This window comes from Pantoea sp. BR_17, from assembly GCF_041955125.1.
GTDB lineage: Bacteria > Pseudomonadota > Gammaproteobacteria > Enterobacterales > Enterobacteriaceae > Pantoea > Pantoea stewartii.
In genome coordinates this window covers 13,628-37,623 of sequence record NZ_JAVAXT010000001.1, presented here as the reverse complement: position 1 = coordinate 37,623, position 23,996 = coordinate 13,628, and the positions used below count along the sequence as shown (strand labels likewise).

The window sequence follows — 23,996 nt, the reverse complement described above, 5'->3', positions numbered from 1 at the left end:
CTTTTTCTTGTTTGTTTACTGCGTATGCACTGCTTATAAAGGCAGCACCTGTACAGACAATAACGAGGATAACATGAGCACTCTCAATATCGATGATGATGTGGCGATTCCCTCGCCGCCTTCCACACCGGTTCGCTCCGTCAACGATGTGGCCCGACTGATCAATACGCAAAGTGACAAAAACAGCTATGCGCGCTGGATCGTGTTTCTGGCGCTGGGCGGCGTTTTTCTGGATGCCTATGACCTCACGACGCTGTCCTACGGCATCGATGATGTCGTTAAGACGTTTAGCTTAACGCCAACCTTAACCGGGCTGGTCACCTCCTCCATTATGATCGGCACCATTGTGGGCAACCTGGCTGGCGGCTGGCTGACCGATAAATACGGTCGCTATTCGGTGTTTATGGCAGACATGCTTTTTTTCGTCGTTTCTGCCCTCGCTGCCGGTCTGGCTCCGAATGTCTGGGTACTGATCGGGGCGCGCTTTTTGATGGGCATTGGTGTAGGAATGGATTTGCCTGTGGCCATGGCCTATCTGGCCGAATTCTCGAAGTTTTCGGGTAAAGGCAACAAAGCTGCGCGACTGGCGGCCTGGTGCCCGATGTGGTATGCCGCCTCGTCGGTCTGCTTTTTCATCATCTTCGCCCTCTACTTCCTGTTGCCAGCCCAGCACATTGACTGGCTGTGGCGGGCATCGCTGTTGTTTGGTGCCGTGCCTGCCCTGCTGATTATTGCCGTGCGCAGCAAGTTTATGAACGAATCGCCTTTATGGGCGGCTAATCAGGGAGATTTACGCGGTGCGGTCCGTATTCTGCGTGAGTCCTATGGCATCCAGGCACATGAAGATAAGTCCCCTGCCATCGAGCCTGTCGCACCGGCGGTCAGTTTCCGCGTGCTGTTCCAGAAGCCATATCGCGAACGCACTATCGTGGCAGCGGTGATGAACGCCTGTATCGCTTTTGAATATACGGCTATCGCATTTTTCCTCCCCTCGATTCTGGCGCAGTTTCTGGGCGCGGGCGTGTTCGAAACCATTGCCGCCTCACTGGGACTTAATGCGCTGTTCGCATTTACCGGCGGCCTGCTGGGCATGCGACTGGCCTGGAAATTTCCCTCTCGTCATGTGGCCATCGCAGGGTTTGCGCTACAGTTTATCGCCCTGATTTCACTGGCCTTGATCGGGCATCCTGAAGCCACTTACGGTGTGGTCTTTGCCATTCTGCTGCTGGGAGTGTGGCTGTTTGCCGAAGGGTTCGGACCCGGTGCGCAGTTAATGATCTATCCCGCCCTCGCCTATCCCACATCTATTCGCGCCACCGGCGTCGGATTTAGCCGTTCGATCTCTGGTGCAGGAAGCGCACTGGCACTGTTCATTCTGCCGATATTGCAGGCGGCTTATGGCACCAACCTGTTCTGGATCGTGTCACTGGCCGCTCTCATCCCCATCATTTTCCTGCTTGTGGTGCGCTTTGAACCGACGCGCCACGATATTGATGACCCGTCAGCCCAAGGAGAACACCATGTCTGAACCTGATTATACCCGTCTGGCAGAACGCTTTCGTCCTGTTTTTGCCCGCATCGCCGACGGGGCCGCTGCACGCGAACGCGACCGGACACTGTTGCATGAGCCGATAAACTGGCTTAAGGCGACGGGCTTTGGCACGCTGCGTATCCCAACGGCTAATGGCGGCCTGGGAGCCTCGCTGCCGCAGCTTTTTCGTTTGCTCACCGAGCTGGCAGAAGCGGATTCCAATCTGCCTCAGGCTCTGCGTGCCCATATGGCCTTTGTCGAGGATCGCCTCAATCAGCCTGACAGCGAAGGCCGTCAACGCTGGTTTCGCCGCTTTGTTGATGGCGACATCGTCGGCAGTGGCTGGAGTGAAACGGGCAGCGTCAGGCTGGGAGACGTGAATACCACCGTTTCCCCTACCGGGCACGGTTGGCAACTGACGGGCGAAAAGTTTTACAGCACCGGCACACTCTATGCCGACTGGATTGATGTGTACGCTAAGCGCACCGATAACCAGCGCGACGTGATTGCGGTGGTGAGCACTCATCAGGACAGCGTTGAGCGGGACGATGACTGGGATGGGTTTGGGCAACGCCTGACCGGTAGCGGCACTACGCGCTTTCGCGAGGCGCACGTGGAGCCTGCGCATGTGTATGACTTTAGTGAACGCTTTCGCTATCAGACGGCTTTTTATCAGCATGTCTTACTCGCGACCCTGGCCGGCATTGGTCGCGCTATTGTGCGGGATGTGTCCCGGAGCGTTGCACAACGAAAACGCATTTACAGCCACGGTAATGCCCGCCAGGTCAAACAGGATGTGCAGGTGTTGCAGGTTGTCGGCCAGATAAGCAGTTGGGTCTGGGCGACAGATGCCGCCGTGCAGCAGGCCACGCCGTCGCTCCAGCTTGCGTTTGATGCGCACCAACAAGGACAAGCAGAAAGCCTGATTCACGCCGCCAACGTGCAGGCCGAAGTGGAGGCCGCCAAAGCGCAGGTCGTCGCCGTAGAATGGATTACCCGCGCGGCCAGCGAGTTATTTAATGCGCTGGGCGCGTCAGATACGCGGGTGATAAACGCGCTGGACAGGCACTGGCGCAATGCCCGAACCATCGCGTCCCACAATCCGGTGATCTACAAGAGCCGAAATGTCGGCGACTGGGAAGTGAACCGGCGCGATCCGACCTTTATCTGGCAGATCGGCAGCGGTGAATGATCGCGGCCAGACGGCGAATCTGAGACACAAAAAAACCCGGCCGGAGCCGGGTTTGGTCGCTACATGACTCAATCGAACGCTAGCTGTACGCGTGCAGAGTGCGCTGACACAGCGCGGAACGCACACAATCCTCTTTGCCGAAACGGACAATGCCAACCATCTCGTCCTCTTCGAAACGCGCCAGCGCGTCTGCGAGACCGGAAGGCACCCCAGCGGGCAAATCGCACTGGGTAATATCGCCGTTAACAATCACCGTGACATTTTCGCCAAGGCGGGTCAGGAACATTTTCATCTGCGCAGCCGTCACGTTCTGCGCTTCGTCCAGAATCACTACCGCATTTTCAAAGGTGCGGCCGCGCATATAGGCAAAAGGCGCAATTTCCACTTTGCCGATTTCCGGACGCAGACAATATTGCATAAAGGATGCGCCAAGACGTTTAACCAGAATGTCGTAAACCGGGCGGAAATAGGGGGCAAATTTCTCTGAGATATCACCAGGAAGGAATCCCAGATCCTCATCCGCCTGTAGCACCGGGCGCGTAACGATAATCCTGTCGATATCCTTATGAATCAGGGCCTCTGCTGCTTTCGCAGCACTAATCCAGGTTTTGCCGCAGCCCGCTTCGCCCGTGGCGAAGATAAGCTGTTTTGTTTCTATGGCGTTAAGATAATGCGCCTGAGCTTCATTTCGGGCTTCAATCGGCGCCCGGTCACGCACATCGCGTGCCATGCCAATTGCATCAAGCCCACCCATTTGCACCAGCGAAGTGACCGATTCTTCTTCACGCTGACGATGACTGCGTGAGTCATTACGAAGCACTCGTCTTGCTTCTCGACGCGCTTTGATCACTGCTTTCTGTCTTCCCATAGTGGCACCTTACAGTTGGTTTCATTTCCCGCTTCAGGCAATACGCCCGTTGCGATTACGTGAACGCTTTAGAGGTTTCAGTTGGCTTCCTTTAGAGCCGTGACAGGCCATGACGATTGATATCCGGCAGCAAAACAGCCTGACCGTATACCGGTAAAAAAGGAGTGAAGTTGAAGAGAGAAAACACATTGAGATGTAAAAGCGGTTGAGGAAGAACGTCCCTCACGGGTGAGTGCGATATTGTTTACTGCTAAACGGCTGTAAAAACATCTATCCATGCGCGAACTCCAGTGTGAGACATCAACACGCCCGATTACGCTTTCATAGTAAAGTGAACCATCTTATTGGTATTTTGCAACAGTATTTTCACTTTCATGAAAAATAAATATTCAACCGGCCGTTAACGAAGACCTTACTTAAATTAAATTACGTATTTATTACAGAGGGTTAGTATATTTTACGTCACGTTAAAAAGCGTGTTAAACGGGGCGATAAAAAAGCCGTACGGGGAAAAAACGGCAATATGAAAACACGGCACGCTGCGCTGTCAGACACAGAATGCCGTGCCTAAAATTTAATCAACTTTCCAGTAAGGACTGGCCTAAATAATGGTTTTCATTCACCACGCCGGGTAAGACAAAAAAGTAACCGCCGCCAAACGGACGTATATACTCTTCCAGCGCTTCGCCATTTAAGCGGTTCTGGACGGTAAGGAAACCCAATTCCAAATCATGCTGATAGCAGACGAAGAGTAATCCCATCTCCAGTTGACCTGAAGCGGAAACACCGGACGAATAACTGTATCCCCGGCGCAACATCAGGCTGCTTTCCATGGCGGGCGTACGGGGGTTTGCCAGACGAATATGCGCATCCAGCGCAATTATCTGGCCATCCGGATCGTTACGGTAATCGGGAACGTCATGTTCATTTTTCATACCCAGCGGCGCGCCGCTCAGCTTTTCGCGACCGAAAATGGTCTGCTGTTCGCCCAACGGTGTGCGATCCCACATTTCCACGTGGAAACGAATCAACCTTACCGCCTGATAGCTGCCATTCCGCGCCCAGGCTGGCTCGTGCTGATCCTCGGTGACCCAGAGCAGCTTATCCATCAAGGCGTGGTTGTGCGTGTCCGGATTTGCCGTGCCGTCTTTAAAGCCCAGCAAGTTAATGGGTGTTTCTTTGCCCGCGCTGCGCGCGGCATGATCGGAGATAAAGCCTTCCCGCCGCCAGCGCACGCCCAGCAGATCCGGCGTATGTTTAATGATATCGCGCAGCGCGTGGATCACCGTGTCCTGGGTATTGGCGCAAATCTGCAACAGCAGATCGCCATGGCACTGACTGGCATCCAGCGAATCATTAGGGAACCGGGTCATCGGCTGCAGTTTCGCGGGTTTGAGCGCAGCCAGACCGAAACGCCCGTCAAACAGCGCGTTACCGACTGACACCGTGATGGTCAGATTATCGGGGGCAATCTCGGCCCCCAGGATACCGGAATCCATCGGTGGCAGCTGTGGGTTGACCACGGCGGGGGCCTTGCCGCCCGCCGTTAAAAACGCAATGCGCTGTGTCAGCAGTTGAAACAACCGCTGCAGCTCACGCCTGTCGCTGGTCAGCACATCAAACGCCACCAGCATCATGGCGGCCTGCTGTGGGGTAATAATGCCCGCCTGATGCACGCCATAGAAAGGCTGTCGTTGCTGACGCGCGTTCGGCGTAACCGTGCCCGGTGCAAAACTGTCGGGCTGCTCAGCAGCCCCGGCATGAAACGGACAGCCCGCGCCTACCGCAGCCGCGCCGCCCAGCATGCCCAGCCCTTTTAATAAACGCCGCCGCGCGGGCTGCTGTAATTCCTGATCCTTGTCCATGATTAGTTCAGGCCCAGTGTGCCACGCAGTAGGGAAAGATCTTCAGCCAGAGCGGTGATCGGCCCTTTCAGCGCCGTGCGGTCAGCCTGGGTCAGTTTTTCATAGGATTCATAACCTTGCTGCGTGCGGTATTTATCCAGAATCGCATCCACTTTACTGAAGTTAGCGTCTATTTTTGCTAAAAGCTGTGGGTTCGCCTGCTGCAGTACCGGACGTAAAAGTGTGACAATTTTTTGTGCGCCATCCACATTCGCGCGGAAATCCCACAGATCCGTGCGGCTGTAGCGATCCTCTTCGCCAGAGATTTTGGTCGCTGCCACCTCTTCAATCAGCCCGGCGGCTCCGCCCACCACTTTCGCCGGAGGAAATGCCAGTTCACTCACGCGTTGTTGCAGGTCATGCACATCGTGATTTAACTGGTCGGCATAGCCTGCCATGTCTTTCGTCGTGTTATCTGCAAACAGGGCTTTTTCGAGACGATGGAAGCCGGTAAATTTCGGATCGTCGGCTTTTTTCTCGTAATCATCTTCGCGGGCATCAATACGACCATCAAGGTCAGAAAACAGCTCCGCGATCGGCTCAATGCGCTCGTAGTGCTGACGGGTGGGCGCAAATAACGCTTTGGCTTTAGCCACATCACCGGCTTTCACCGCATCCGTAAACGCCTGCGTGCCGGATACCAGCTGACTCACTTCCTCAGTGACATAGGCTTTATAGGCATTAATGGGGCCCGCCAGTTGCATCAGTTCGGGTTTGCCTTGTTGCGCACTTTTGCTCCCGGTGCCCTGCACGATCAGTTTGCCTTTCGGGTTCGTCAGCAGGCCACAGGTCATGTCATATTCCCCGGCTTCCAGGTTGGCCGTCAGTTTCTGGCTAAAGCCCGGCGCAATATTTTCGCGCTCTTCGACCACCATCACGCCTTTGAGAATTTCCCATTCCAGCGCTTTTTGGCTGTTATTTTTAATCAGAAACTGAGTTTTACCGGCCTGTACCGTAACTGACATGGGCTCACACTGTTTGTCCGTCACAGTGACGCTGACCTGCGGAATGGCTGCAGCCAGTGAAGAGCCAGAAAACGCCAGCAGAGAAGCCAGTACCGCATTACGGTTAAAACGCATCATCATATTTTTTCCCTGTTCAGTCAGAGGCGCGGCTGACGCGCCGGGTAAACGCGTTAGCGCGCAGCTGCTGAGGTATCAGCGCGTGCAGGCATAACAAACAATAATAAAGCGGGGATCAGATAGAGCAGCCAGACAGCGACTTCACTGACGCTGGGCGCTTCCTGATAGCCAAGCATGCCTTCCAGCACTGTGCCAAACAGCGAATGCGTGGACAAGATCGGGCTCATATCAAAGGCCACCTGCTGAAAATGGTTCCACAGCCCTGCCTCATGAAAAGCGCGAATAGCCCCTGCCGCCAGGCCCGCTGCCACCAGCAGAATGAACATGCTGGTCCAGCGGAAAAAGTGCGCCATGTTGAGCCGCAGGCCGCCCCAGTAGATCAGCATGCCCAGCACCACCGCCGTGGCCAGCCCCAACACCGCACCCAACGGCGGCGCATAACCGACATCCTGTGTGAACGCGGCCAGCAGAAAGAACACTGATTCCAGCCCTTCGCGTGCGACGGCCAGAAACACCATCATCACCAGCGCCAGGCCGCCGCCGGCCGATTTATGCAATGCCTCGTCGACGGCGTGTTCAAGTTCCCGTTTGATATTGCGCGCGACCCGGCGCATCCAGAACACCATCGAGGTCAGGATAACGACCGCGATTACCGCCACGATACCTTCAAACAGCTCTTGCTGTTTCTGCGGGAACTCACCCGTGGTCTGGTTGATAAAGATACCCAACCCAAGGCAGAGTGCGGCGGCAATAAAGACGCCTGCCCACATCGCAGGAAACCACTGAGTGCGCTGAGTGCGCTTCAGATAACTGGCGATCAGGCTGACGATCAACGCGGCTTCAAGCCCTTCGCGCAGCATAATGAGAAACGGAACGAACATCGCCAACCTCTTAAATGTTAACCGGCGTCAACGACGCGTAAAGTTACGTAAAAACGAACGATACCGATTATCATTACCACTCAAAAAAATACAAGTTCCACAACGAAATAATTTCGTAACTGTCTGAGCCAGATAACGGGCAAAAAAAAGCCTGCCCTCACGGGGGCAGGCGGTGGAAAAAAGAAGGCGATTACTTCGTCTGGAACTCGGCCTCAGCGGCATCGAAACGTGCCATCGCCTGGGTTGACGGTGCGCTACTCGCCAGGCTAAAGACGACGATGGCGAGACTGGCCAGGATAAAGCCCGGAATGATTTCGTACAGACCGAGCCAGCCATACTGCTTCCAGACCACCACGGTCACCGCACCGACAACCATGCCCGCTAATGCGCCATTGCGGTTCATACGTTTCCAGCACACGCCGAACAGCACAACCGGCCCAAACGCCGCACCAAAGCCCGCCCATGCATAGCTGACCAGGCCTAATACCCGGTTTTCAGGGTTGGCGGCCAGCGCGATGGCAATCAGCGCGACCAGCAGCACCATCAGGCGACCGACCCAGACCAGTTCTTTCTGGCTGGCATTTTTGCGCAAAAAGCCTTTATACAGGTCTTCGGTCAGGGCGCTGGAGCACACCAGCAGTTGGCAACTGAGTGTCGACATGACGGCCGCTAAAATGGCTGACAGCAGAATCCCGGCAACCCAGGGGTTAAACAGAATACGTGCCAGCTCAATAAAGACACGCTCGCCGTTTTGAGTTACACCAGCGGCCTCGCCCGGGTTGTTCTGGAAATAGGCGATACCAAAGAAGCCAACCGCGACGGCGCCGGCCAGACACAAAATCATCCAGGCCATACCAATACGGCGCGCGGTACGAATTGACTGGTGTGAATCCGCCGCCATAAAGCGGGCCAGAATATGGGGCTGGCCAAAATAACCTAATCCCCAGCCCAGTAGCGACAGGACCGCAACAACATTCAGTCCTTTGAACATATCCAGGTTTTCCGTGCTTTTAGCCTGAATGACTGCCAGCGAATCGCTTAAACCACCGACGGCCATGATGACGATAAGCGGCGTCAGGATCAGGGCGAAGATCATCAGGCTGGCCTGAACGGTATCTGTCCAGCTTACCGCCAGGAATCCGCCCACCAGCGTATAGAGAATGGTCGCCGCCGCACCGGCCCATAAGGCCGTGGCGTAGTCCATTCCAAAGGTGCTTTCAAACAGGCGCGCACCGGCAACCACACCGGAAGCACAGTAAATGGTGAAAAACATCAGGATGACGACCGCAGAAATCACACGCAGAATTTTGCTGCGATCTTCAAAGCGGCTGGTGAAAAAGTCGGGCAAGGTTAAGGCGTTATCATGATGTTCTGTCTGGACGCGTAAACGACCCGCGACAATTTTCCAGTTAAGCCAGGCACCAATAATCAGACCAATGGCGATCCAGCTTTCTGAAATGCCGGAGAGAAAAATGGCACCGGGTAAGCCCATCAGCAGCCAGCCGCTCATGTCAGAGGCACCCGCTGACAGCGCGGTAACCACACTGCCCAGGCTGCGACCGCCCAGAATGTAGTCATCAAAGTTTTTGGTTGAGCGCCAGGCAATAAAACCGATGAGCACCATCCCGAGGATATAAATTAAAAAGGTCACCAGCATGGGTGTACTTACTGTCATGTGTTTCTCCGTTATTATCCGATCTCTTAAGAGAAATCTTTTCCTGCGCCACCGGAACGGGGTAGCGTCAGCGTATTACCGCATCGATAAAAGTCCCGTTTCCGTTAAGGCGCGGTATCCTGCCGTAAAGGCACGTTCTACACAATGCATTTAACACATCCGTTACATCAGTTTCACCTCTCTCCCTGTTTTAAATGTTCACAGGTTGCGCCCGCTCACACTTAAGTTGCACCTTTACCATCACAACCCTGTTTAAATTGAAGGGGGTTGCAACATTGGCGAGTTTCTTGCAGCAAGATTTGTGCCGCTTTTAAATGTTAATGGCAAAAGCGGCGGTAAAGTGTGGAAGCAAGGTCACATTTAACACGGTTGCACAAAGTTGCAACATGAGTGATAGTGCAGCCCTTGCTCTGGTAAAAAACGTTTTAAGGAACAGAAATCATGGGAACAACGACCATGGGGGTGAAGCTGGATGAAGCCACCCGCAGTCGCATTAAACTGGCGGCACAGAAAATGGATCGCACGCCGCACTGGCTGATTAAACAAGCGATCTTTAACTATCTCGTGCAGTTAGAAGCCGGTGAAACAGTGGAAGAGATTCCCCTGCAGCTCAACGAATCGGCTTCTGATGAGGTCGCTGCGGACGAGATGGTTCAGCCGTTCCTTGACTTCGCAGAGCACATCCTGCCGCAGTCGGTAGCCCGTTCGGCCGTGACGGCCGCCTGGCGTAGACCGGAAACCGATGCCGTTCCCATGTTGCTGGAGCAAGCCCGCCTTCCCGCTCCGCTGGCTGAAAAAACCCGGCAGCTCGCCTTTACCCTGGCAGAGAAGCTCAGGCACCAAAAAGGGGCAACCGGACGCGCCGGTATGGTGCAAAGTCTGCTTCAGGAGTTTTCATTATCTTCACAGGAAGGCGTGGCGCTGATGTGCCTGGCGGAAGCGTTGCTGCGTATTCCGGATAAACCGACGCGCGATGCGCTTATCCGTGACAAGATCAGTAACGGCAACTGGCAGTCGCATCTGGGCCGCAGTCCGTCCATGTTTGTTAACGCCGCCACCTGGGGCCTGTTATTTACCGGCCGCCTGGTCTCAACGCATAACGAAGCGAATCTGTCGCGCTCGCTCAACCGGATCATTGGCAAGAGTGGTGAACCGCTGATCCGTAAAGGCGTGGATATGGCGATGCGCCTGATGGGTGAACAGTTCGTGACGGGTGAAACCATCGCCGAAGCACTGGCTAACGCCCGTAAACTTGAAGAGAAAGGTTTCCGTTACTCTTACGATATGCTGGGCGAAGCCGCCCTGACCGCCAGCGATGCGAAAGCCTATCTGGTTTCGTATCAGCAGGCGATTCATGCGATTGGCAAAGCCTCCAATGGCCGCGGCATTTATGAAGGCCCGGGCATTTCAATTAAGCTCTCTGCCCTGCACCCGCGCTACAGCCGTGCCCAGTACGACCGGGTGATGGATGAGCTGTATCCGCTGCTTAAGTCGCTGACGCTACTGGCCCGCTCTTACGACATCGGCATTAATATTGATGCAGAAGAAGCCGACCGCCTGGAACTCTCTCTTGATATGCTCGAAAGGCTGTGTTTTGAGCCTGAACTGGAGGGCTGGAACGGTATCGGCTTTGTCATTCAGGCCTATATGAAGCGCTGTCCGTTTGTTATTGATGAGCTGATCGACCTGGCGCAACGTAGCCGCCGCCGTTTGATGATTCGTCTGGTGAAAGGCGCTTACTGGGACAGCGAAATTAAACGCGCCCAGATGGAAGGCCTGGAGGGCTATCCGGTGTACACGCGCAAAGTGTATACCGACATTTCGTACCTGGCCTGCGCGCGCAAGCTGCTGGCGGTGCCGAACCTGATCTATCCGCAGTTTGCCACGCACAATGCGCACACCCTGGCCGCCATTTATCAGCTGGCAGGCAATAACTACTATCCGGGTCAGTACGAGTTCCAGTGCCTGCACGGCATGGGTGAACCGCTGTATGAACAGGTGGTCGGCAAGGTCGCAGACGGTAAACTTAATCGTCCCTGCCGTATTTATGCCCCGGTCGGTACGCATGAAACGCTGCTCGCCTATCTGGTGCGACGCTTACTGGAGAACGGCGCGAATACCTCCTTCGTTAACCGCATCGCCGATACGTCACTGCCCATCGACGAACTGGTCGCCGATCCGGTTGCCGAAGTGGAAAAACTGGGTCTCAGCGAAGGAACACTGGGCCTGCCGCACCCGAAAATTCCGTTACCACGTGACCTGTATGGTGAGGACCGCGTGAACTCCGCCGGTCTTGATATGGCGAATGAACATCGTCTTGCGTCACTGTCCAGCGCGCTGCTGAGCGGTGCTACCGAAACGTATGTGGCGCAACCGCTTATCGACGGCCCTTTAACGGGAGGGGAAAGCGAGCCAGTGCTCAATCCGGCCGTCCCTGCGGATGTGGTGGGCACCGTGCGCCAGGCATCCGAACAGGAGGTTTCCCTGGCCATTGAGGCCGCCGTTAATGCCAGCCCTATCTGGTTTGCCACGCCGCCGCAGGAGCGTGCCGCCATTCTGGAGCGCGCCGCACAGCTGATGGAAAGCCAGCTACAGCAACTGCTGGGTCTTCTGGTGCGTGAAGCCGGAAAAACCTATAACAACGCCATTGCCGAGGTGCGTGAAGCGGTCGATTTCCTTTATTACTATGCCGGCATTGTGCGCCATGATTTCGATAACGAAACCCACCGTCCGCTTGGCCCGGTAGTCTGCATCAGCCCGTGGAACTTTCCGCTGGCCATTTTTACCGGCCAAATCGCCGCGGCTCTGGCGGCAGGTAACAGCGTGCTGGCGAAACCCGCCGAGCAAACGCCGTTAATTGCCGCACAGGCCGTCAATATTTTACTGAGCGCTGGCGTGCCCGCCGGTGTACTGCAACTGCTGCCGGGTCAGGGCGAAACCGTGGGGGCACAGCTCACCGGCGACGAACGGGTGCGCGGCGTCATGTTTACCGGCTCCACCGCCGTTGCCACGCTGCTGCAACGCAATCTTGCGGGCAGACTCGATCCGCAGGGCCGTCCGACACCGCTGATTGCGGAAACGGGCGGAATGAATGCCATGATTGTGGACTCCTCCGCGCTGACCGAACAGGTGGTTGTCGACATCGTGGCATCGGCCTTTGACAGCGCGGGACAACGCTGTTCCGCCCTGCGTCTGCTCTGCGTGCAGGAAGACGTCGCAGACCACACGTTAAAAATGCTGCGTGGCGCGATGGCGGAATGCCGCATGGGCAACCCGGAACGCCTGTCCACCGACATCGGTCCGGTGATCGATCAGGAAGCCAAAGCCAACATCGAACGCCATATTCAGGCCATGCGTAATAAAGGCTTTAAGGTCTACCAGACGGCACAGGATAACCCACAGGACAGCAAAGAATGGGCCACAGGCACCTTTGTGAAACCAACGCTGATTGAGCTGGATAAGGTCAGCGATCTGACCCAGGAAGTGTTTGGTCCTGTCCTGCACGTGGTGCGTTTTACCCGCAGCAACCTGCCGCAGATCGTTGAGCAGATTAACGCCACAGGCTATGGCCTGACCCTGGGTGTTCATACGCGCATCGACGAAACCATCACGCAGGTCACCGCCAGTGCCAAAGTGGGTAACCTGTATGTTAACCGCAACATGGTCGGCGCGGTCGTCGGTGTGCAACCCTTTGGGGGCGAAGGCCTCTCAGGTACCGGTCCAAAAGCGGGCGGCCCACTGTATCTTTATCGTCTGCTGGCTAACCGCCCGGATGAGGCGCTGAGCACCACCCTCGCCCGTCAGGATGCGGAACGTCCCGCAGACAACAGTCAGCGTCAACGCCTGTTAGCGCCGCATCAGGCACTGACCGACTGGGCAAAAGATAAGCCACAACTGTCTGCGCTGTGTCAGCATTATGAACAGCTGGCGCAGGCCGGTACGGTTCGTCTGCTGCCGGGCCCAACAGGAGAGCGCAACACCTTCCTGTTACTCCCGCGCGAACAGGTGCTCTGTCTGGCAGATAACAACGACGATGCGCTGATTCAGCTGGCTGCGGTAACCAGCGTCGGCAGTCAGGCCCTGTGGCCGGATGATGACCTGCATCGTACGCTGCTTAATACCTTACCGGCAGCGGTGAAGAGCCGTATTACCCTGGCGAAGGATCCGCTGACCGCGCAGTTTGATGCCGTGATTTATCATGGTGATGCCGACCAGCTCCGCAGCCTGTGCGAGCAGATTGCGGCGCGTGAAGGTGCGATTGTCTCGGTACAGGGATTTGCCCGCGGTGAAACCAACCTGTTACTGGAACGCCTGCTGATTGAACGCTCTTTAAGCGTCAACACCGCCGCCGCGGGCGGTAACGCCAGCCTGATGACGATCGGTTAACTGTCGGCGCGTTTCATTCTGGTTGTGATCAAGGTTCATGCCTGGCATGAACCTTTTTTTATGACGGATGAAAAACCCGCGGCCGTTGAGCGCCTCAGCAGTGGAGAAGTGCGAAGGGATTCGCGCTACCAGGTGGTCTCTGCGCGCACATCCCCCTCATACGCAATCCGGACGCGCCGCAGAGACAGGTGGCTGACATGCGTACAACGGTCAGGCTGCCGGAATGGAAGGCCGTTTCATCAGATGTGGCAAGCGAAACAGCGCGCGTCCCGGTCCCCGATTCAGCAATGACCAGACCGCCATGGAGCACAAGGCGCAGATCGTAACCATCACCGGAGGATAGAGACAGGCCCAAAGCCATGAAAAGCCTGTCAGTTCAAAAAGCTGGTGACGTTGCGCATATAAAATCGCCGTCATCCCGAAATATTCAATGAAAATACGGTGAATAACGTAAAGGGGTAAGGTATGGCGGCCTGTCCAGTTCAGCCAGGCCATACAGCCCAGCTGACTTAACCATCGGCAGGCGGCCACGCTGGCCAGAATGGCAATCAGACAGAGGAAAAGACGGCTGTTCAAATCAAGCAGGCCCTGTAGTACAGCCAGCAGTCCCAGTAACAGCCACGGCAACCTGTTCTCCCGTCGCCCTTCGCTCAGTCGTAGCATGGGTGCCCACCAAAATGCGCCCAGTACAAAAAAGATAAAATACTGCGCCAGACTTTGCGGTCCCCAGAACGGGATACTCTTTTCGACCGCCAGATAGTTCAGCACAGCGGCTACGATAAGCAGCGGGATTTTGTAATGTTGAAACCATTTGGCGCACAGGAAATAGAGTGCCAGACCATATAAATACCAGGCGGTACTCATGGCGAGAAAGGTCAGTCTGAGAAATTCTGAAAACGAACCGGCATAGGCCGCATTAAGATTTTGCGAAATACGCTGTCCGGTAATTTCCGTCGCGATGCCGGAAATGGATCCCCACTGAATAACGCCCCATAACAGATAAAGGTAAAACAGATTCATAATGCGGCTGGTGGCGACAGACTGCCAGGGCCGGTGAAGAATGGCATGACTGGCCAGCAGACCCGATACAAAGAAAAAGGCGGGCATGCGCAGCGGCGACAGTAGCAGGTTAAACCGGACCCACAGTTCAGCCGGGAGCAGGCCCGCGGTCAGATGTGTTACCGTATTATCAAAGCCGGGTAATACCGTGTGATACAGAATAACCAGCAGGATACACAGGCCTTTGAGTGTATTAATCCAGGCAATTTCTTCTTTTTCTTTGCTCATCATCGGCACATTTCCGCTGCGGTGGAACGGCAATTCACATCGCCTTCTCTTGTGCGAAAAGTATTCCGTATGTTCTTTCTGCTGAATGTAGCGAAAGTCTTAAATACCCGCGTTGCGGTGCGTTTCGAACCGTACTTTACACTTAAAAGGATTTATTGACACTGCGCCCGGCAAGCGCGTTATTCAGGCGCGTTTTCCTTTCCTGTCTGGTTATCCTTATGACATAAACCGAGGCTCTGCCCTGCTTTCAACAGGCGTAACTTTGGAACTGACGTAGGCGCTTTTATTCCGTTTTCCCGATAAAAAATGGCTTCACGGTCAGGCGTGCGCTGACCTGGCTCCCGGCCCGCGAGGATGTCGGGCGACTAAGAGGTAATCTGGCAGATGAAAAAGGGGCCAGCGCGCTGGCCCGGATCTTCAGGATAAGGTTTGCGTTTCAGGCTGACGCTGACTGACCAGGCGTGGATGGAGAAACAACATACGTCCCGGCCCGCGATTAAGTAACGACCAGACCAGCAGCGACAGCAGTGTGCATACCGCCACACCGGTCACCGGCATCAGCAGCGCCCAGGCCCAGCTAAAGCCGGCATTGCCGAACCAGCCGAAATGCAGGGCCAGTGTGATAGCGCTCAGTCCGAGCAGTTCGATAAAAATGCGGTGTAACACATAGATTTGTAATGTATTTCGACCGATAGCGTTCAGCCAGGTCATTCTGAAATGCGCATTGAGAAAACGACACAGCACGATGCCAAACACGATCGTCAGCAGGCTGTAAAACGGGTTTTTATAGATGCCACCTGCATGATGGGCGATGCCGACAAGTGCAATCGCGCCAAGCCACAGCCAGTGACGTCCCTTGAGGGCGCTCAGTTCAATTAGCCTCGCGCTGAAAAAAACGCCCAGCAGGAAATACAGAGAGTTCTGCGCCACGCTGGCCGGGCCCCATCCGGGGATCAGGTTAAACTGCGCAGCGTAGTTCGCCGCTATCGCCGCCGCCAGCAGAACCCTTTTCTGTTGATGGAAAAGCTTAGTCACCAGGAAAAACCCTGCCAGCGCGTACAGGTACCACAGGCTGGTCATCGACATCATCAGCAGCTTAATAAACTCAAGAGGCGAATCCGCATAGGCGGTATTTTTGCTACTGGACAGCCGTTCGCCTAAATGGGTGGAAATGTAGTGGATACTCAGCCACTGAATCACGCCCCACAGCAGGTAGAGGTAAACAATATTGCTGAATTTTTTCGTAAACACTTCCTGCCAGCTTTTCTTCACGACCGCGTTAGCGGCCAGTAACCCAGACACAAAGAAGAAAGCGGGCATACGCAACGGCGAGAGCCAGGTATTAAACGCCACCCATCCTTGTGCCGGTAGCAGACCCGCGGTCAGATGATGAAGCGAGGGTGCGAACGTGGTGATGATGGCGTGATGCAGTACGACAAGTAAAATGCACCCTCCTTTGAGGGTATTGATCCAGAGGATTTCCTTCCTGGGGTGAGTCATTATAACGTCCCGATAGCGCGATGAATTTGTGAAGAATTATTAATATTTTCACTATCACCTCAATCGGGGAGGTCTTAAAATTTACACTCTGTTACGTCATTGAAACATCACTCCGTATAACCGAAGCGATAACAACAGGTTAAGGAAAGACCAGCCGTAAATTTTCAGAAGAAACTGAGCGCGCAGGCAGGAAAAAAATAAATAAAACGCCGCCCGTGTCGGGCGGCATTTTGGGGATTATTGATTAAGAAATTTATCCAGAAACTGTCGGGTACGCGCCTGCTGAGGAGCGCTGAACAACGCTTTGGCCGGGCCCTGTTCTACCACGCGGCCCTGATCCATGAAAATCGCCCGGTCAGCGACATCACGGGCAAAGCTCATCTCATGGGTCACAATCACCATCGTGCGCTTTTCCTGCGCCAGCGCCCGGATCGTATTCAGCACTTCGCCCACCAGCTCGGGATCCAGCGCCGAGGTCGGTTCATCAAACAAAATGACTTCAGGCCGCATGGCAAGCGCGCGGGCAATGGCAACACGTTGCTGCTGTCCGCCGGAAAGACGACGTGGATAGCTGTCTTCTTTACCCTGCAATCCCACTTTTTCGAGCAGGCCACGCGCCCGCGCGACCGCGTCCGCTTTGGTTTCGCCTTTGACGATGACCGGTCCCTCAATAATGTTTTCCAGCACCGAGCGATGCGGAAACAAATTGAAGTTCTGAAACACAAACCCCACCTGCTGACGGAGTTGGCGCACCTGTTCTTTCTGCTTATTGATCCCCAGACTGGCGTCAATCGTAATATCGCCGACTTTGATGCGCCCGGACTCAGGCACTTCAAGCAGGTTGATGCTGCGCAACAGCGTCGTTTTACCGGATCCGCTCGGGCCGATAATCGCCACAATTTCACCCGGCGCAACATCCAGATCGATGCCGTGCAGTACCGTTTGGCCGTTAAACTGTTTCACCAGTTGGCGCACTTCAATGGCACTCATTTCGCCTCCTGATCCTGACGGTTAACGTGTGCTTCGAGCCGGTTCTGTAAGGCAGACAGCACGGTAGCCATGATCCAGTAGATAACCGAGGCCGCCAGATACATCGTGAATACCTCCAGCGTACGTGAGGTAATCAACTGGGCCTGACGAAATAACTCCGGTACCTGAATGGTCGCCGCCAGTGAGGTATCTTTGACCAGGCTGATGAAGCTGTTACCCAATGGCGGTAAGGCGGTACGGGCAGCCTGAGGCAAAATAACCCTGCGCAGCGTTTGCCATGGCGTCATGCCAATGCTGGCCGCCGCTTCCCACTGGCCGCGCTCAATCGCCGCAATGGCACCACGAAGTGATTCCGATGCATAGGCTGCTGTATTCAGCGACAGGCCAATCATCGCGGAAGGAATTGGATCCAGCTCAATGCCAAACTGGGGCAGACCGTAGTAGATCATAAACAACTGAGCGATAAGCGGCGTGCCACGAAAAATCGACACGTAGATACGTGCCAGCCAGCTGATGGGCCAAAAGCGCGACAAGCGCATCAGCGCCAGCACAAAGCCCAGTATCAGCCCAAAAAACATCCCGCCAATACTGAGCTGAAGCGTAAACAGCGCGCCTTTAAGAAGGAATGGTGCTGACTCCAGCACCAGTTGTAAACTTTCCTGCATTATTGCGTAACGTCCGCGCCAAACCATTTCTCAGACAGCTTTTTGAGCGTGCCGTCTTTCTGCATCTCTGCAATCGCCTGGTTAATGGCTTTCAGTAAATCTTCGTTACCTTTACGCAGTGCAACGCCCGCTTCAAGACGCGAGAACGCAGGGCCAGCAACGGCCATCGTGTCACCGGTTTTCTTCACCAGATCCAGTGCCGCCAGACGGTCCACCAGAATCGCATCAACGCGACCTGAACGCAGATCCTGGTATTTGGTAGGATCGTCATCATAGGTACGAACATCGACACCTTTCACGTTTGCACGTAACCACTGCTCGTAGTTGGTGCCCAGACCGACACCCACTTTTTTACCTGCCAGATCTTCGGGGTGGGTGATGCTGCCGGCATTTTTCTTCAGCGTCAGCGCCTGCACGCCCGAAATGGTGTACGGCGTGGAGAAGTCATATTTCTTTTTACGCTCATCGGAAATGGTGACCTGATTAATCACCACATCGATACGTTTGGAATCCAGCGCGGCCAGCATGCCATCCCATTTTGTCGGTTTCAGCACGGCTTTCACACCCATGTGTTTCGCCAGGTCCTGGGCGAACTCCACCTCAAATCCGGTCAGCTTGCCTTTTTCATCCTGGAAACTGAAAGGCGGATAGGTGCCTTCCAGGCCCACACGCAGTTCGCCTTTACTTTTCACTTGCTGCAGCAAATCTTCTGCGGCAAAGGTTTTAACACTAACGCCAGCAACCAGCGCAACCGCCATCATTCCCGTCACCAGCTGGCGACGAATCTGTGAGAAAGCCATGTGTACCCCATTTATTATTCGTGAGTGTGCTGTTGAGCGGCTAAACCCCGTTTGCCGCTCTGTCATTATGGGCGTTATTTACCTGAGACAGCAAAATAACGGCCGGATTATAAACCTTTTTTTCGCGACGTCTCAGACCGAAGGGTGATAAGCAAATAACGCGGGCGCACCGCCGGTATGCACAAACAGGAGCGGTCCTTCGCGGCGGAAACGATTCTGACTGATCCCATCAATTAACCCCGCCATCGCTTTGCCAGTATAAACCGGGTCGAGCAGGAGGCCTTCCAGCCGGGCCAGCAGCTTGATCGCCTCTGTGCCCTCTTCATTTGGCTCGCCATAGCGTGGCCCAAAGTAGTCATCCCACAGCGTCACCGGGGCCTTTGCCTCTACCGACAACTGCGATGCCAGCGCCTGACGAATAGCGTCCACTTTCGGCAGCTGTTCATCACGCTGACGCGATACGGTCACGCCCACCAGCTCGGTTTGCGGCATGAGGTGTTCCAGCCCAATGGCCAGCCCCGCATGCGTTCCGGCACTGCCAGACGCGACAACTACCGCAGCAAAATCCACCACGCCTTCACTTTGATGCACGATCTCCTGGGCGCACTCTACGTAACCCAGCGCGCCTAGCGCGTTTGATCCACCAACAGGCAGGGTATAGGGTCGAAAGCCCTGCGCCTCAAGGCGTTCCGCCTGTTCCGCCAGTTGTGCGGCAGGATCGGTCAGTGCATCAACCATCACTACTTCAACGTCCATCAGTTCCAGCAGCAGCCGGTTACCGTTAGTGAGGTAATTCTCGCTCTGGGTCGCGATGGGGTTTTCAAGTAATGCCACGCATTTCAGCCCAAGTTTGGCCGCGACCGCAGCGGTCTGACGCACGTGGTTGGACTGGATCGCACCGGCGGTGAGCAGCACATCGGCCCCCTCACGCAGCGCATCGGCCGCCAGGAACTCCAGCTTGCGCAGTTTGTTGCCGCCCAGCGCCAGCGGCGTTACATCGTCGCGTTTGATAAAAATGTCACGACCTAAGAAGTCCGACAGACGGGGCAAAAATTCCAGAGGCGTGGGCGCACCCAGAAGTTCAATACGGGGAAACTGATGAATAAGATGTAAAGACAATGCGGCCTCCAGTCAGGCACAGAGCAGTTATCATTACAGTGTTACAGAAGATGAAGAAAGGATCATCCTGAATTGAGGTCAGGAACGTGGAAGACGGGAATGCACAACATCCCCACGTTTCTTCCGATGGTGAGAAGAAACGTGGGGCGGGAAATCGACTGACCGTGCATCCTGTGCCCGGCATTTTTCCCTTAACGTTGCTGCCAGCCTAAGAACTGGTCATATTTGCGCAGCGCAATTCGATAATTATTGTTGCCTGCATCGGGTAAATCTTCTTCTAGGCATTGATGCCAGCTATTGCCTTTCAGTTTTTCTGCCGGAAAATTTCGCGCCTTCAGCATATCGTCAAGCCGACGTAACCGAACCACATACTCACGAATCGTGCTTGGGCTCATTTCCGTCTGCTCGAACAGATATTGTTTAAACGCCATAATGTCAAAATAGTTAGGATGTGTATTACAAAAAATATCGCTGCAAAAACGACAAAGTGCCGTTAATTCTGGCTGCAGTTTTAGCCAGAGTGGCTCATCAATCATTTGGTCCATCCGTGCGATGGCCTCTTTATTGATGATCTGGCCACGAAAAACCAGCGCCATTCGGTCTAGTACTTTGCCACAGTGTGAACAATTGGTTTGGCTGTGTTTATAGTCTTTAAGATAGCGACTTAAAGGTCTGGCTTTGGTTTTGGCTCCCACTGTTGAGTCCCCGATTTCTTATATTTATAGATCTCCAGGAACTGAGCCTTCTAGCGCGCTCCCGTAAGTCGGGCACGCAAGCGTTTAATCGCCTGACTGTGCAGTTGGCTGACCCGGGATTCCCCGACATCAAGTACCGCGCCAATCTCTTTAAGATTCAGTTCTTCCTGGTAGTACAGTGTCAGCACCATTTTCTCGCGCTCAGGCAACGCCTCGATCGCTTCTATGACGCGTTCACGCAGACTCCCTTCCATTAACTGATGAAGTGGATTGGCCTCTTCGTGCCCTTCCGTCACCAGCTCCGCACTGTCACCGTGTTCTTCCCGATACTCGTCGTATGAAAAGAGCTGACTGTTGTTGGTATCCAACAGAATCTGCCGGTACTCTTCTATCGAAACATTCAACTGTTGCGCGACTTCCTGCTCGGAAGCGGCCCGACCCAGCATCTGCTCAACCTGATGCATGGCTCCGGCTACCTCACGTGCATTACGTCTGACGCTGCGTGGCGCCCAGTCCCGGCTGCGAAGCTCATCAAGCATTGCGCCACGAATGCGCTGGACTGCATACGTGGTAAAGGCGGTACCCTGAAGCGCGTCGTAGCGCTCCACCGCATTCAACAGACCAATGCCCCCGGCTTGCAGCAGATCGTCAAGTTCCACACTGGCAGGCAGGCGAACCTGCAAGCGCAGTGCTTCATGACGCACCAGTGGGACGTAGCGCTGCCAGAGCGAATGTTTGTCCATCACGCCTTCGGCGGTATAGAGATCGTTCACGTTGACTACCCTGCGTTAATGAAGTTATCGGCATGATTATGCAATTCTGTAGGACTTTCGATTGGCAGAATAGGCGGGATAAACCGAGGTTATTTCAAATTTGTGATGTTTCAGAGCGGAAGATTCCGCTCTGTCTCAACAGGCTAACCTAATGACAGTAAACGTTGACGAGTGGCGGAGGGCACGCGGTCCCATAAAGCACAAATCTGCCCTTCCATTTCCTGATAAAAAGGGCTAATGCTTTCGCGGGTTTTTTCATCCCCATTAAAACGGACTTTGCCGGAATCACCATCAATACTAATCATTCGGTTAACAAAAAGTCGCTGTAAATCGCTGCGCAGGAACAATCCGTTATCCACACTGTTATCCGCCAGAAAACCTTCATCATTCTCTCGCGTATCAATATGGCAGGCTTCCACCCATGGCCACTGATGCTGATCGATCAGGCTGGTGCCGGTAATGACACAGGCACCATAACGGGCTTTCACGGCGGCCATAAATTCGGCCTGGCTGGCTCGCTGCAGCACTTTAGCCTTTACCCGCCGCCCGACTTCAGTACCAGGCATCACTGCGGCGGGTGTTTTATGTCCGGGTGTACTCAGTACCACAATAAACTGGATACGCTGTGATTGCGGAAAGCACGGGTTGGAGTGCATGTTAAACAACTGCCACCAGGCATCGTCGCCGTCTTCTCGCATCAGCACCAGTTTGTATCCCCGGCTGTTGATCAGGTTCTGCGCCTGTGCTGAATGGGGATCGATCATGGCATATACGTAGCTTTGGCCAATCACTTTCCACAAATTCTCCGCTTTGTCCTGCTCTCCCCGGCGGAAATAGTGAAAAGGAGCCTGCTGCTTCAGGTAATACTCAAAACGGCGCAGGTAATTTTTACGTTCATTGTCGTTCGCAATAAATAACAGGTCTTCCAGCGGACTGTTGCTCTCTTCCTGTGCGAAGACAGCACGAATCTTTAGCGTCCGAAAGCTGGTCGAAGGACTCAGCAGCGCTCGCGCTGTTAATTCTTTCTCCTCAGGGTATTGCTGTGCATAGCGCCGGGCGATCTCCTCGAAGGAAAGCCGTTCACCCGGTAGCAGGTCATAGTTGAAGCGCATAACCACCCCAGAACACGCGAAGTTGTAGCCAAATTAAACTTATCCTGAAGAGTGTTATCGGCACCATCTGTATGAACTGTAACGTTTATCCAACTTTTATCGCGCCGAAAACTCTAATCCACAATCACTTCCTTCTGGTTGACGCGATTTGCATTACTGCGCGATAAAATGTGCCCGCTTCGCTTATGCTGATTTATTTCATTAGCCGCTATGGATGCGGGGACGGACTTATCCTTGACTTTACCCGCTTTTTTGTCGGTTATTCGTGCCATTACTTTCACTCGAACACTCGTATTCTTTCACCATCACGCTGCACGCGCAGACGAGTTATGAAGGAAGCGAATGATGAAAGGCATAGTACTGGCAGGCGGAACCGGTTCCCGACTGCATCCGGTGACCTGTGGCGTCTCTGAGCAACTGCTGCCGGTCTATGACAAGCCCATGCTCTCTCTTCCCCTTTCACTCTTGATGCACTTGCATCCATTCGTCTCGCGCCCGGACATTGCTGATTTTGAATATACCTGTCCTCACTATGACAATCCTAAGGATGAAGCCTGCCTGATGTGGAATGCCCCTGATGTTGCGATTCAATGGTTTGTCGAACAGCCGATATTATCGGTGAAAAATCAACAAGGACTCTCATTGCAGGAGTTGGTGTAATGCGCGTTTTACTTACAGGTGCTTATGGTCAGTTGGGGCGCTGTTTACTGGATCGTTTTCCCGCCGACTGGATTACGCTGGCATGTGGTTCGGCGGAACTGGATATTACCGATCGCGTTGCCGTTGTGCGCGTGGTTAAAAAATTTAAGCCCGATGTCATTATGAATGCAGCGGCTTATACCGCCGTTGATAAAGCAGAAACCGACCGGACACGAGCCTTAAAGATCAATGCGATTGGCCCTGAAAATCTGGCTCAGGCCGCCAAAATGATCGGGGCGCGTTTCATTCATATTTCCACAGATTATGTTTTCGACGGGGTGAAAAAAACGCCCTATACCGAACAGGATCCGCCCTGCCCGATTAATTTTTACGGCCTGAGTAAGTGGGAAGGTGAAAAGCGCGTCTTTGAGGTCCTGCCCGAGGCGATTGTGATTCGTACCTCATGGATGTTCAGCGAATACGGTAATAACTTCGTCAGTACCATGCTTCGTCTGGCGCAGACGCGTTCCGAGTTACATGTGGTGAACGATCAGTATGGCTGTCCGACCTACGCGGGTGATTTAGCCCAGGCCATGATCACGCTCGCCGACATGCCCGAAAAGCACGGTCTTTACCATTATTGTGGCGACGTTGCCGTCAGCTGGTGCGAATTCGCTCAGACAATCTTTGTCGCGGCGCAACAGGACGTGGTCGTGCATGGCATTATCAGCTCGCACTATCCGTCTGCGGCGATTCGGCCGGCGCGCAGTGTGATGAACAGTGACGCTCTCAGCACCATCGGCATCCCCCCCTCAGACTGGCAGGATAAACTTCGCCTCTGTCTGAATCACCTGGCAACCCCCTTTCCCTACGCGAATACTTTATAAGGAGATAATG

At 54.4% G+C, this 23,996-nt stretch carries 19 protein-coding genes and 1 pseudogene; 6 read left to right on the top strand and 14 right to left on the bottom strand.

All coding sequences use genetic code 11. From position 1 onward, the window contains the following. Positions 1-73 precede the first annotated feature (73 nt). Together RAC60_RS00135 and RAC60_RS00130 are read left to right on the top strand one after the other, a co-directional pair. Positions 74-1,528 (top strand): MFS transporter, encoded by a 1,455-nt coding sequence (locus RAC60_RS00135; RefSeq protein ID WP_054633624.1) that lies wholly within the window; start codon positions 74-76, stop codon positions 1,526-1,528. After that, positions 1,521-2,723: an acyl-CoA dehydrogenase family protein gene (locus RAC60_RS00130; RefSeq protein ID WP_375092418.1), complete on the top strand. Its 1,203-nt coding sequence runs from the start codon at positions 1,521-1,523 to the stop codon at positions 2,721-2,723. The genes RAC60_RS00135 and RAC60_RS00130 overlap by 8 nt, the downstream gene beginning before the upstream one ends. A gap of 79 nt (positions 2,724-2,802) precedes the next feature. On the opposite strand, the gene phoH is transcribed toward RAC60_RS00130, so the two are convergent. The 5 genes from phoH to putP all read right to left on the bottom strand — a co-directional run bounded on the left by phoH (position 2,803) and on the right by putP (position 9,133). Continuing rightward, on the bottom strand, positions 2,803-3,591 hold the full coding sequence (gene phoH / locus RAC60_RS00125; RefSeq protein WP_006120221.1) for a phosphate starvation-inducible protein PhoH: 789 nt from the start codon (positions 3,589-3,591) through the stop codon (positions 2,803-2,805). A gap of 578 nt (positions 3,592-4,169) precedes the next feature. Then, positions 4,170-5,456, bottom strand: a complete 1,287-nt coding sequence (gene efeB / locus RAC60_RS00120; RefSeq protein WP_375092417.1) for an iron uptake transporter deferrochelatase/peroxidase subunit — start codon at positions 5,454-5,456, stop codon at positions 4,170-4,172. Positions 5,457-5,458: 2 nt separating this feature from the next. Then, a complete protein-coding gene (efeO, locus tag RAC60_RS00115) occupies positions 5,459-6,580 on the bottom strand; it encodes an iron uptake system protein EfeO (RefSeq protein ID WP_033742027.1) in 1,122 nt (373 codons plus the stop codon). A 50-nt stretch (positions 6,581-6,630) separates the two neighbouring features. Beyond that, on the bottom strand, positions 6,631-7,458 hold the full coding sequence (gene efeU / locus RAC60_RS00110; protein WP_006120218.1) for an iron uptake transporter permease EfeU: 828 nt from the start codon (positions 7,456-7,458) through the stop codon (positions 6,631-6,633). A 190-nt stretch (positions 7,459-7,648) separates the two neighbouring features. Continuing rightward, the gene (gene putP, locus RAC60_RS00105) at positions 7,649-9,133 is read right to left on the bottom strand and encodes a sodium/proline symporter PutP (protein WP_375092416.1); all 1,485 of its coding nucleotides are present in this window, start codon (positions 9,131-9,133) and stop codon (positions 7,649-7,651) included. 441 nt (positions 9,134-9,574) lie between these two features. On the opposite strand from putP, the gene putA reads away from it, so the two are divergent. Further along, a complete protein-coding gene (gene putA, locus RAC60_RS00100) occupies positions 9,575-13,519 on the top strand; it encodes a trifunctional transcriptional regulator/proline dehydrogenase/L-glutamate gamma-semialdehyde dehydrogenase (RefSeq protein ID WP_375092415.1) in 3,945 nt (1,314 codons plus the stop codon). 210 nt (positions 13,520-13,729) lie between these two features. Here the strand turns inward: putA and RAC60_RS00095 are convergent, their stop codons facing one another. The 9 genes from RAC60_RS00095 to RAC60_RS00055 all read right to left on the bottom strand — a co-directional run bounded on the left by RAC60_RS00095 (position 13,730) and on the right by RAC60_RS00055 (position 22,460). Beyond that, positions 13,730-14,809 (bottom strand): acyltransferase family protein, encoded by a 1,080-nt coding sequence (locus tag RAC60_RS00095; protein ID WP_375092414.1) that lies wholly within the window; start codon positions 14,807-14,809, stop codon positions 13,730-13,732. Between the two features lie 414 nt (positions 14,810-15,223). Beyond that, complete coding sequence (locus RAC60_RS00090) at positions 15,224-16,306, bottom strand: acyltransferase family protein (protein ID WP_375092413.1); 1,083 nt, start codon at positions 16,304-16,306, stop codon at positions 15,224-15,226. 237 nt (positions 16,307-16,543) lie between these two features. Further along, positions 16,544-17,296, bottom strand: coding sequence for an L-cystine ABC transporter ATP-binding protein TcyN (gene tcyN / locus RAC60_RS00085; protein WP_039342600.1), 753 nt, complete (start codon positions 17,294-17,296; stop codon positions 16,544-16,546). Next, positions 17,293-17,961, bottom strand: coding sequence for a cystine ABC transporter permease (gene tcyL, locus RAC60_RS00080; protein ID WP_006118891.1), 669 nt, complete (start codon positions 17,959-17,961; stop codon positions 17,293-17,295). Before tcyL ends, tcyN begins: the two co-directional genes overlap by 4 nt. After that, a complete protein-coding gene (gene tcyJ, locus RAC60_RS00075) occupies positions 17,961-18,761 on the bottom strand; it encodes a cystine ABC transporter substrate-binding protein (protein WP_375092412.1) in 801 nt (266 codons plus the stop codon). Before tcyJ ends, tcyL begins: the two co-directional genes overlap by 1 nt. A gap of 132 nt (positions 18,762-18,893) precedes the next feature. Beyond that, positions 18,894-19,880, bottom strand: a complete 987-nt coding sequence (locus RAC60_RS00070; protein ID WP_058707979.1) for a D-cysteine desulfhydrase — start codon at positions 19,878-19,880, stop codon at positions 18,894-18,896. A gap of 191 nt (positions 19,881-20,071) precedes the next feature. Next, positions 20,072-20,575: a flagella biosynthesis regulatory protein FliZ gene (gene fliZ / locus RAC60_RS00065; RefSeq protein WP_039342604.1), complete on the bottom strand. Its 504-nt coding sequence runs from the start codon at positions 20,573-20,575 to the stop codon at positions 20,072-20,074. Between the two features lie 50 nt (positions 20,576-20,625). Continuing rightward, entirely contained in the window at positions 20,626-21,348 is a 723-nt protein-coding gene (locus RAC60_RS00060; protein WP_006118887.1) for an RNA polymerase sigma factor FliA, read from the bottom strand. 143 nt (positions 21,349-21,491) lie between these two features. Next, on the bottom strand, positions 21,492-22,460 hold the full coding sequence (locus RAC60_RS00055; RefSeq protein ID WP_375092411.1) for an HNH endonuclease signature motif containing protein: 969 nt from the start codon (positions 22,458-22,460) through the stop codon (positions 21,492-21,494). Between the two features lie 342 nt (positions 22,461-22,802). On the opposite strand from RAC60_RS00055, the pseudogene RAC60_RS00050 reads away from it, so the two are divergent. The 3 genes and pseudogenes from RAC60_RS00050 to rfbD all read left to right on the top strand — a co-directional run. Next, positions 22,803-22,931: pseudogene (locus RAC60_RS00050) on the top strand (sugar phosphate nucleotidyltransferase); the annotation flags it as partial. Further along, positions 22,929-23,120 (top strand): dTDP-4-dehydrorhamnose 3,5-epimerase family protein, encoded by a 192-nt coding sequence (locus tag RAC60_RS00045; protein WP_324030615.1) that lies wholly within the window; start codon positions 22,929-22,931, stop codon positions 23,118-23,120. The pseudogene RAC60_RS00050 and the gene RAC60_RS00045, both read left to right, overlap by 3 nt. Continuing rightward, positions 23,120-23,986, top strand: coding sequence for a dTDP-4-dehydrorhamnose reductase (gene rfbD / locus RAC60_RS00040; RefSeq protein ID WP_039342611.1), 867 nt, complete (start codon positions 23,120-23,122; stop codon positions 23,984-23,986). Before RAC60_RS00045 ends, rfbD begins: the two co-directional genes overlap by 1 nt. The last annotated feature ends 10 nt before the right edge of the window (positions 23,987-23,996 follow it).

Excerpts from the sequence above, each read along its gene's own strand:
- RAC60_RS00045 (WP_324030615.1), top strand. The coding sequence starts at position 22,929 with ATGCACTTGCATCCATTCGTCTCGCGCCCGGACATTGCTGATTTTGAA.
- tcyN (WP_039342600.1), bottom strand. The coding sequence starts at position 17,296 with ATGAGTGCCATTGAAGTGCGCCAACTGGTGAAACAGTTTAACGGCCAA.
- RAC60_RS00130 (WP_375092418.1), top strand. The coding sequence starts at position 1,521 with ATGTCTGAACCTGATTATACCCGTCTGGCAGAACGCTTTCGTCCTGTT.
- tcyL (WP_006118891.1), bottom strand. The coding sequence starts at position 17,961 with ATGCAGGAAAGTTTACAACTGGTGCTGGAGTCAGCACCATTCCTTCTT.
- RAC60_RS00135 (WP_054633624.1), top strand. The coding sequence starts at position 74 with ATGAGCACTCTCAATATCGATGATGATGTGGCGATTCCCTCGCCGCCT.
- phoH (WP_006120221.1), bottom strand. The coding sequence starts at position 3,591 with ATGGGAAGACAGAAAGCAGTGATCAAAGCGCGTCGAGAAGCAAGACGA.
- efeO (WP_033742027.1), bottom strand. The coding sequence starts at position 6,580 with ATGATGATGCGTTTTAACCGTAATGCGGTACTGGCTTCTCTGCTGGCG.
- putA (WP_375092415.1), top strand. The coding sequence starts at position 9,575 with ATGGGAACAACGACCATGGGGGTGAAGCTGGATGAAGCCACCCGCAGT.
- RAC60_RS00090 (WP_375092413.1), bottom strand. The coding sequence starts at position 16,306 with ATGACTCACCCCAGGAAGGAAATCCTCTGGATCAATACCCTCAAAGGA.
- efeB (WP_375092417.1), bottom strand. The coding sequence starts at position 5,456 with ATGGACAAGGATCAGGAATTACAGCAGCCCGCGCGGCGGCGTTTATTA.
- efeU (WP_006120218.1), bottom strand. The coding sequence starts at position 7,458 with ATGTTCGTTCCGTTTCTCATTATGCTGCGCGAAGGGCTTGAAGCCGCG.
- RAC60_RS00095 (WP_375092414.1), bottom strand. The coding sequence starts at position 14,809 with ATGATGAGCAAAGAAAAAGAAGAAATTGCCTGGATTAATACACTCAAA.
- putP (WP_375092416.1), bottom strand. The coding sequence starts at position 9,133 with ATGACAGTAAGTACACCCATGCTGGTGACCTTTTTAATTTATATCCTC.
- tcyJ (WP_375092412.1), bottom strand. The coding sequence starts at position 18,761 with ATGGCTTTCTCACAGATTCGTCGCCAGCTGGTGACGGGAATGATGGCG.
- rfbD (WP_039342611.1), top strand. The coding sequence starts at position 23,120 with ATGCGCGTTTTACTTACAGGTGCTTATGGTCAGTTGGGGCGCTGTTTA.
- RAC60_RS00055 (WP_375092411.1), bottom strand. The coding sequence starts at position 22,460 with ATGCGCTTCAACTATGACCTGCTACCGGGTGAACGGCTTTCCTTCGAG.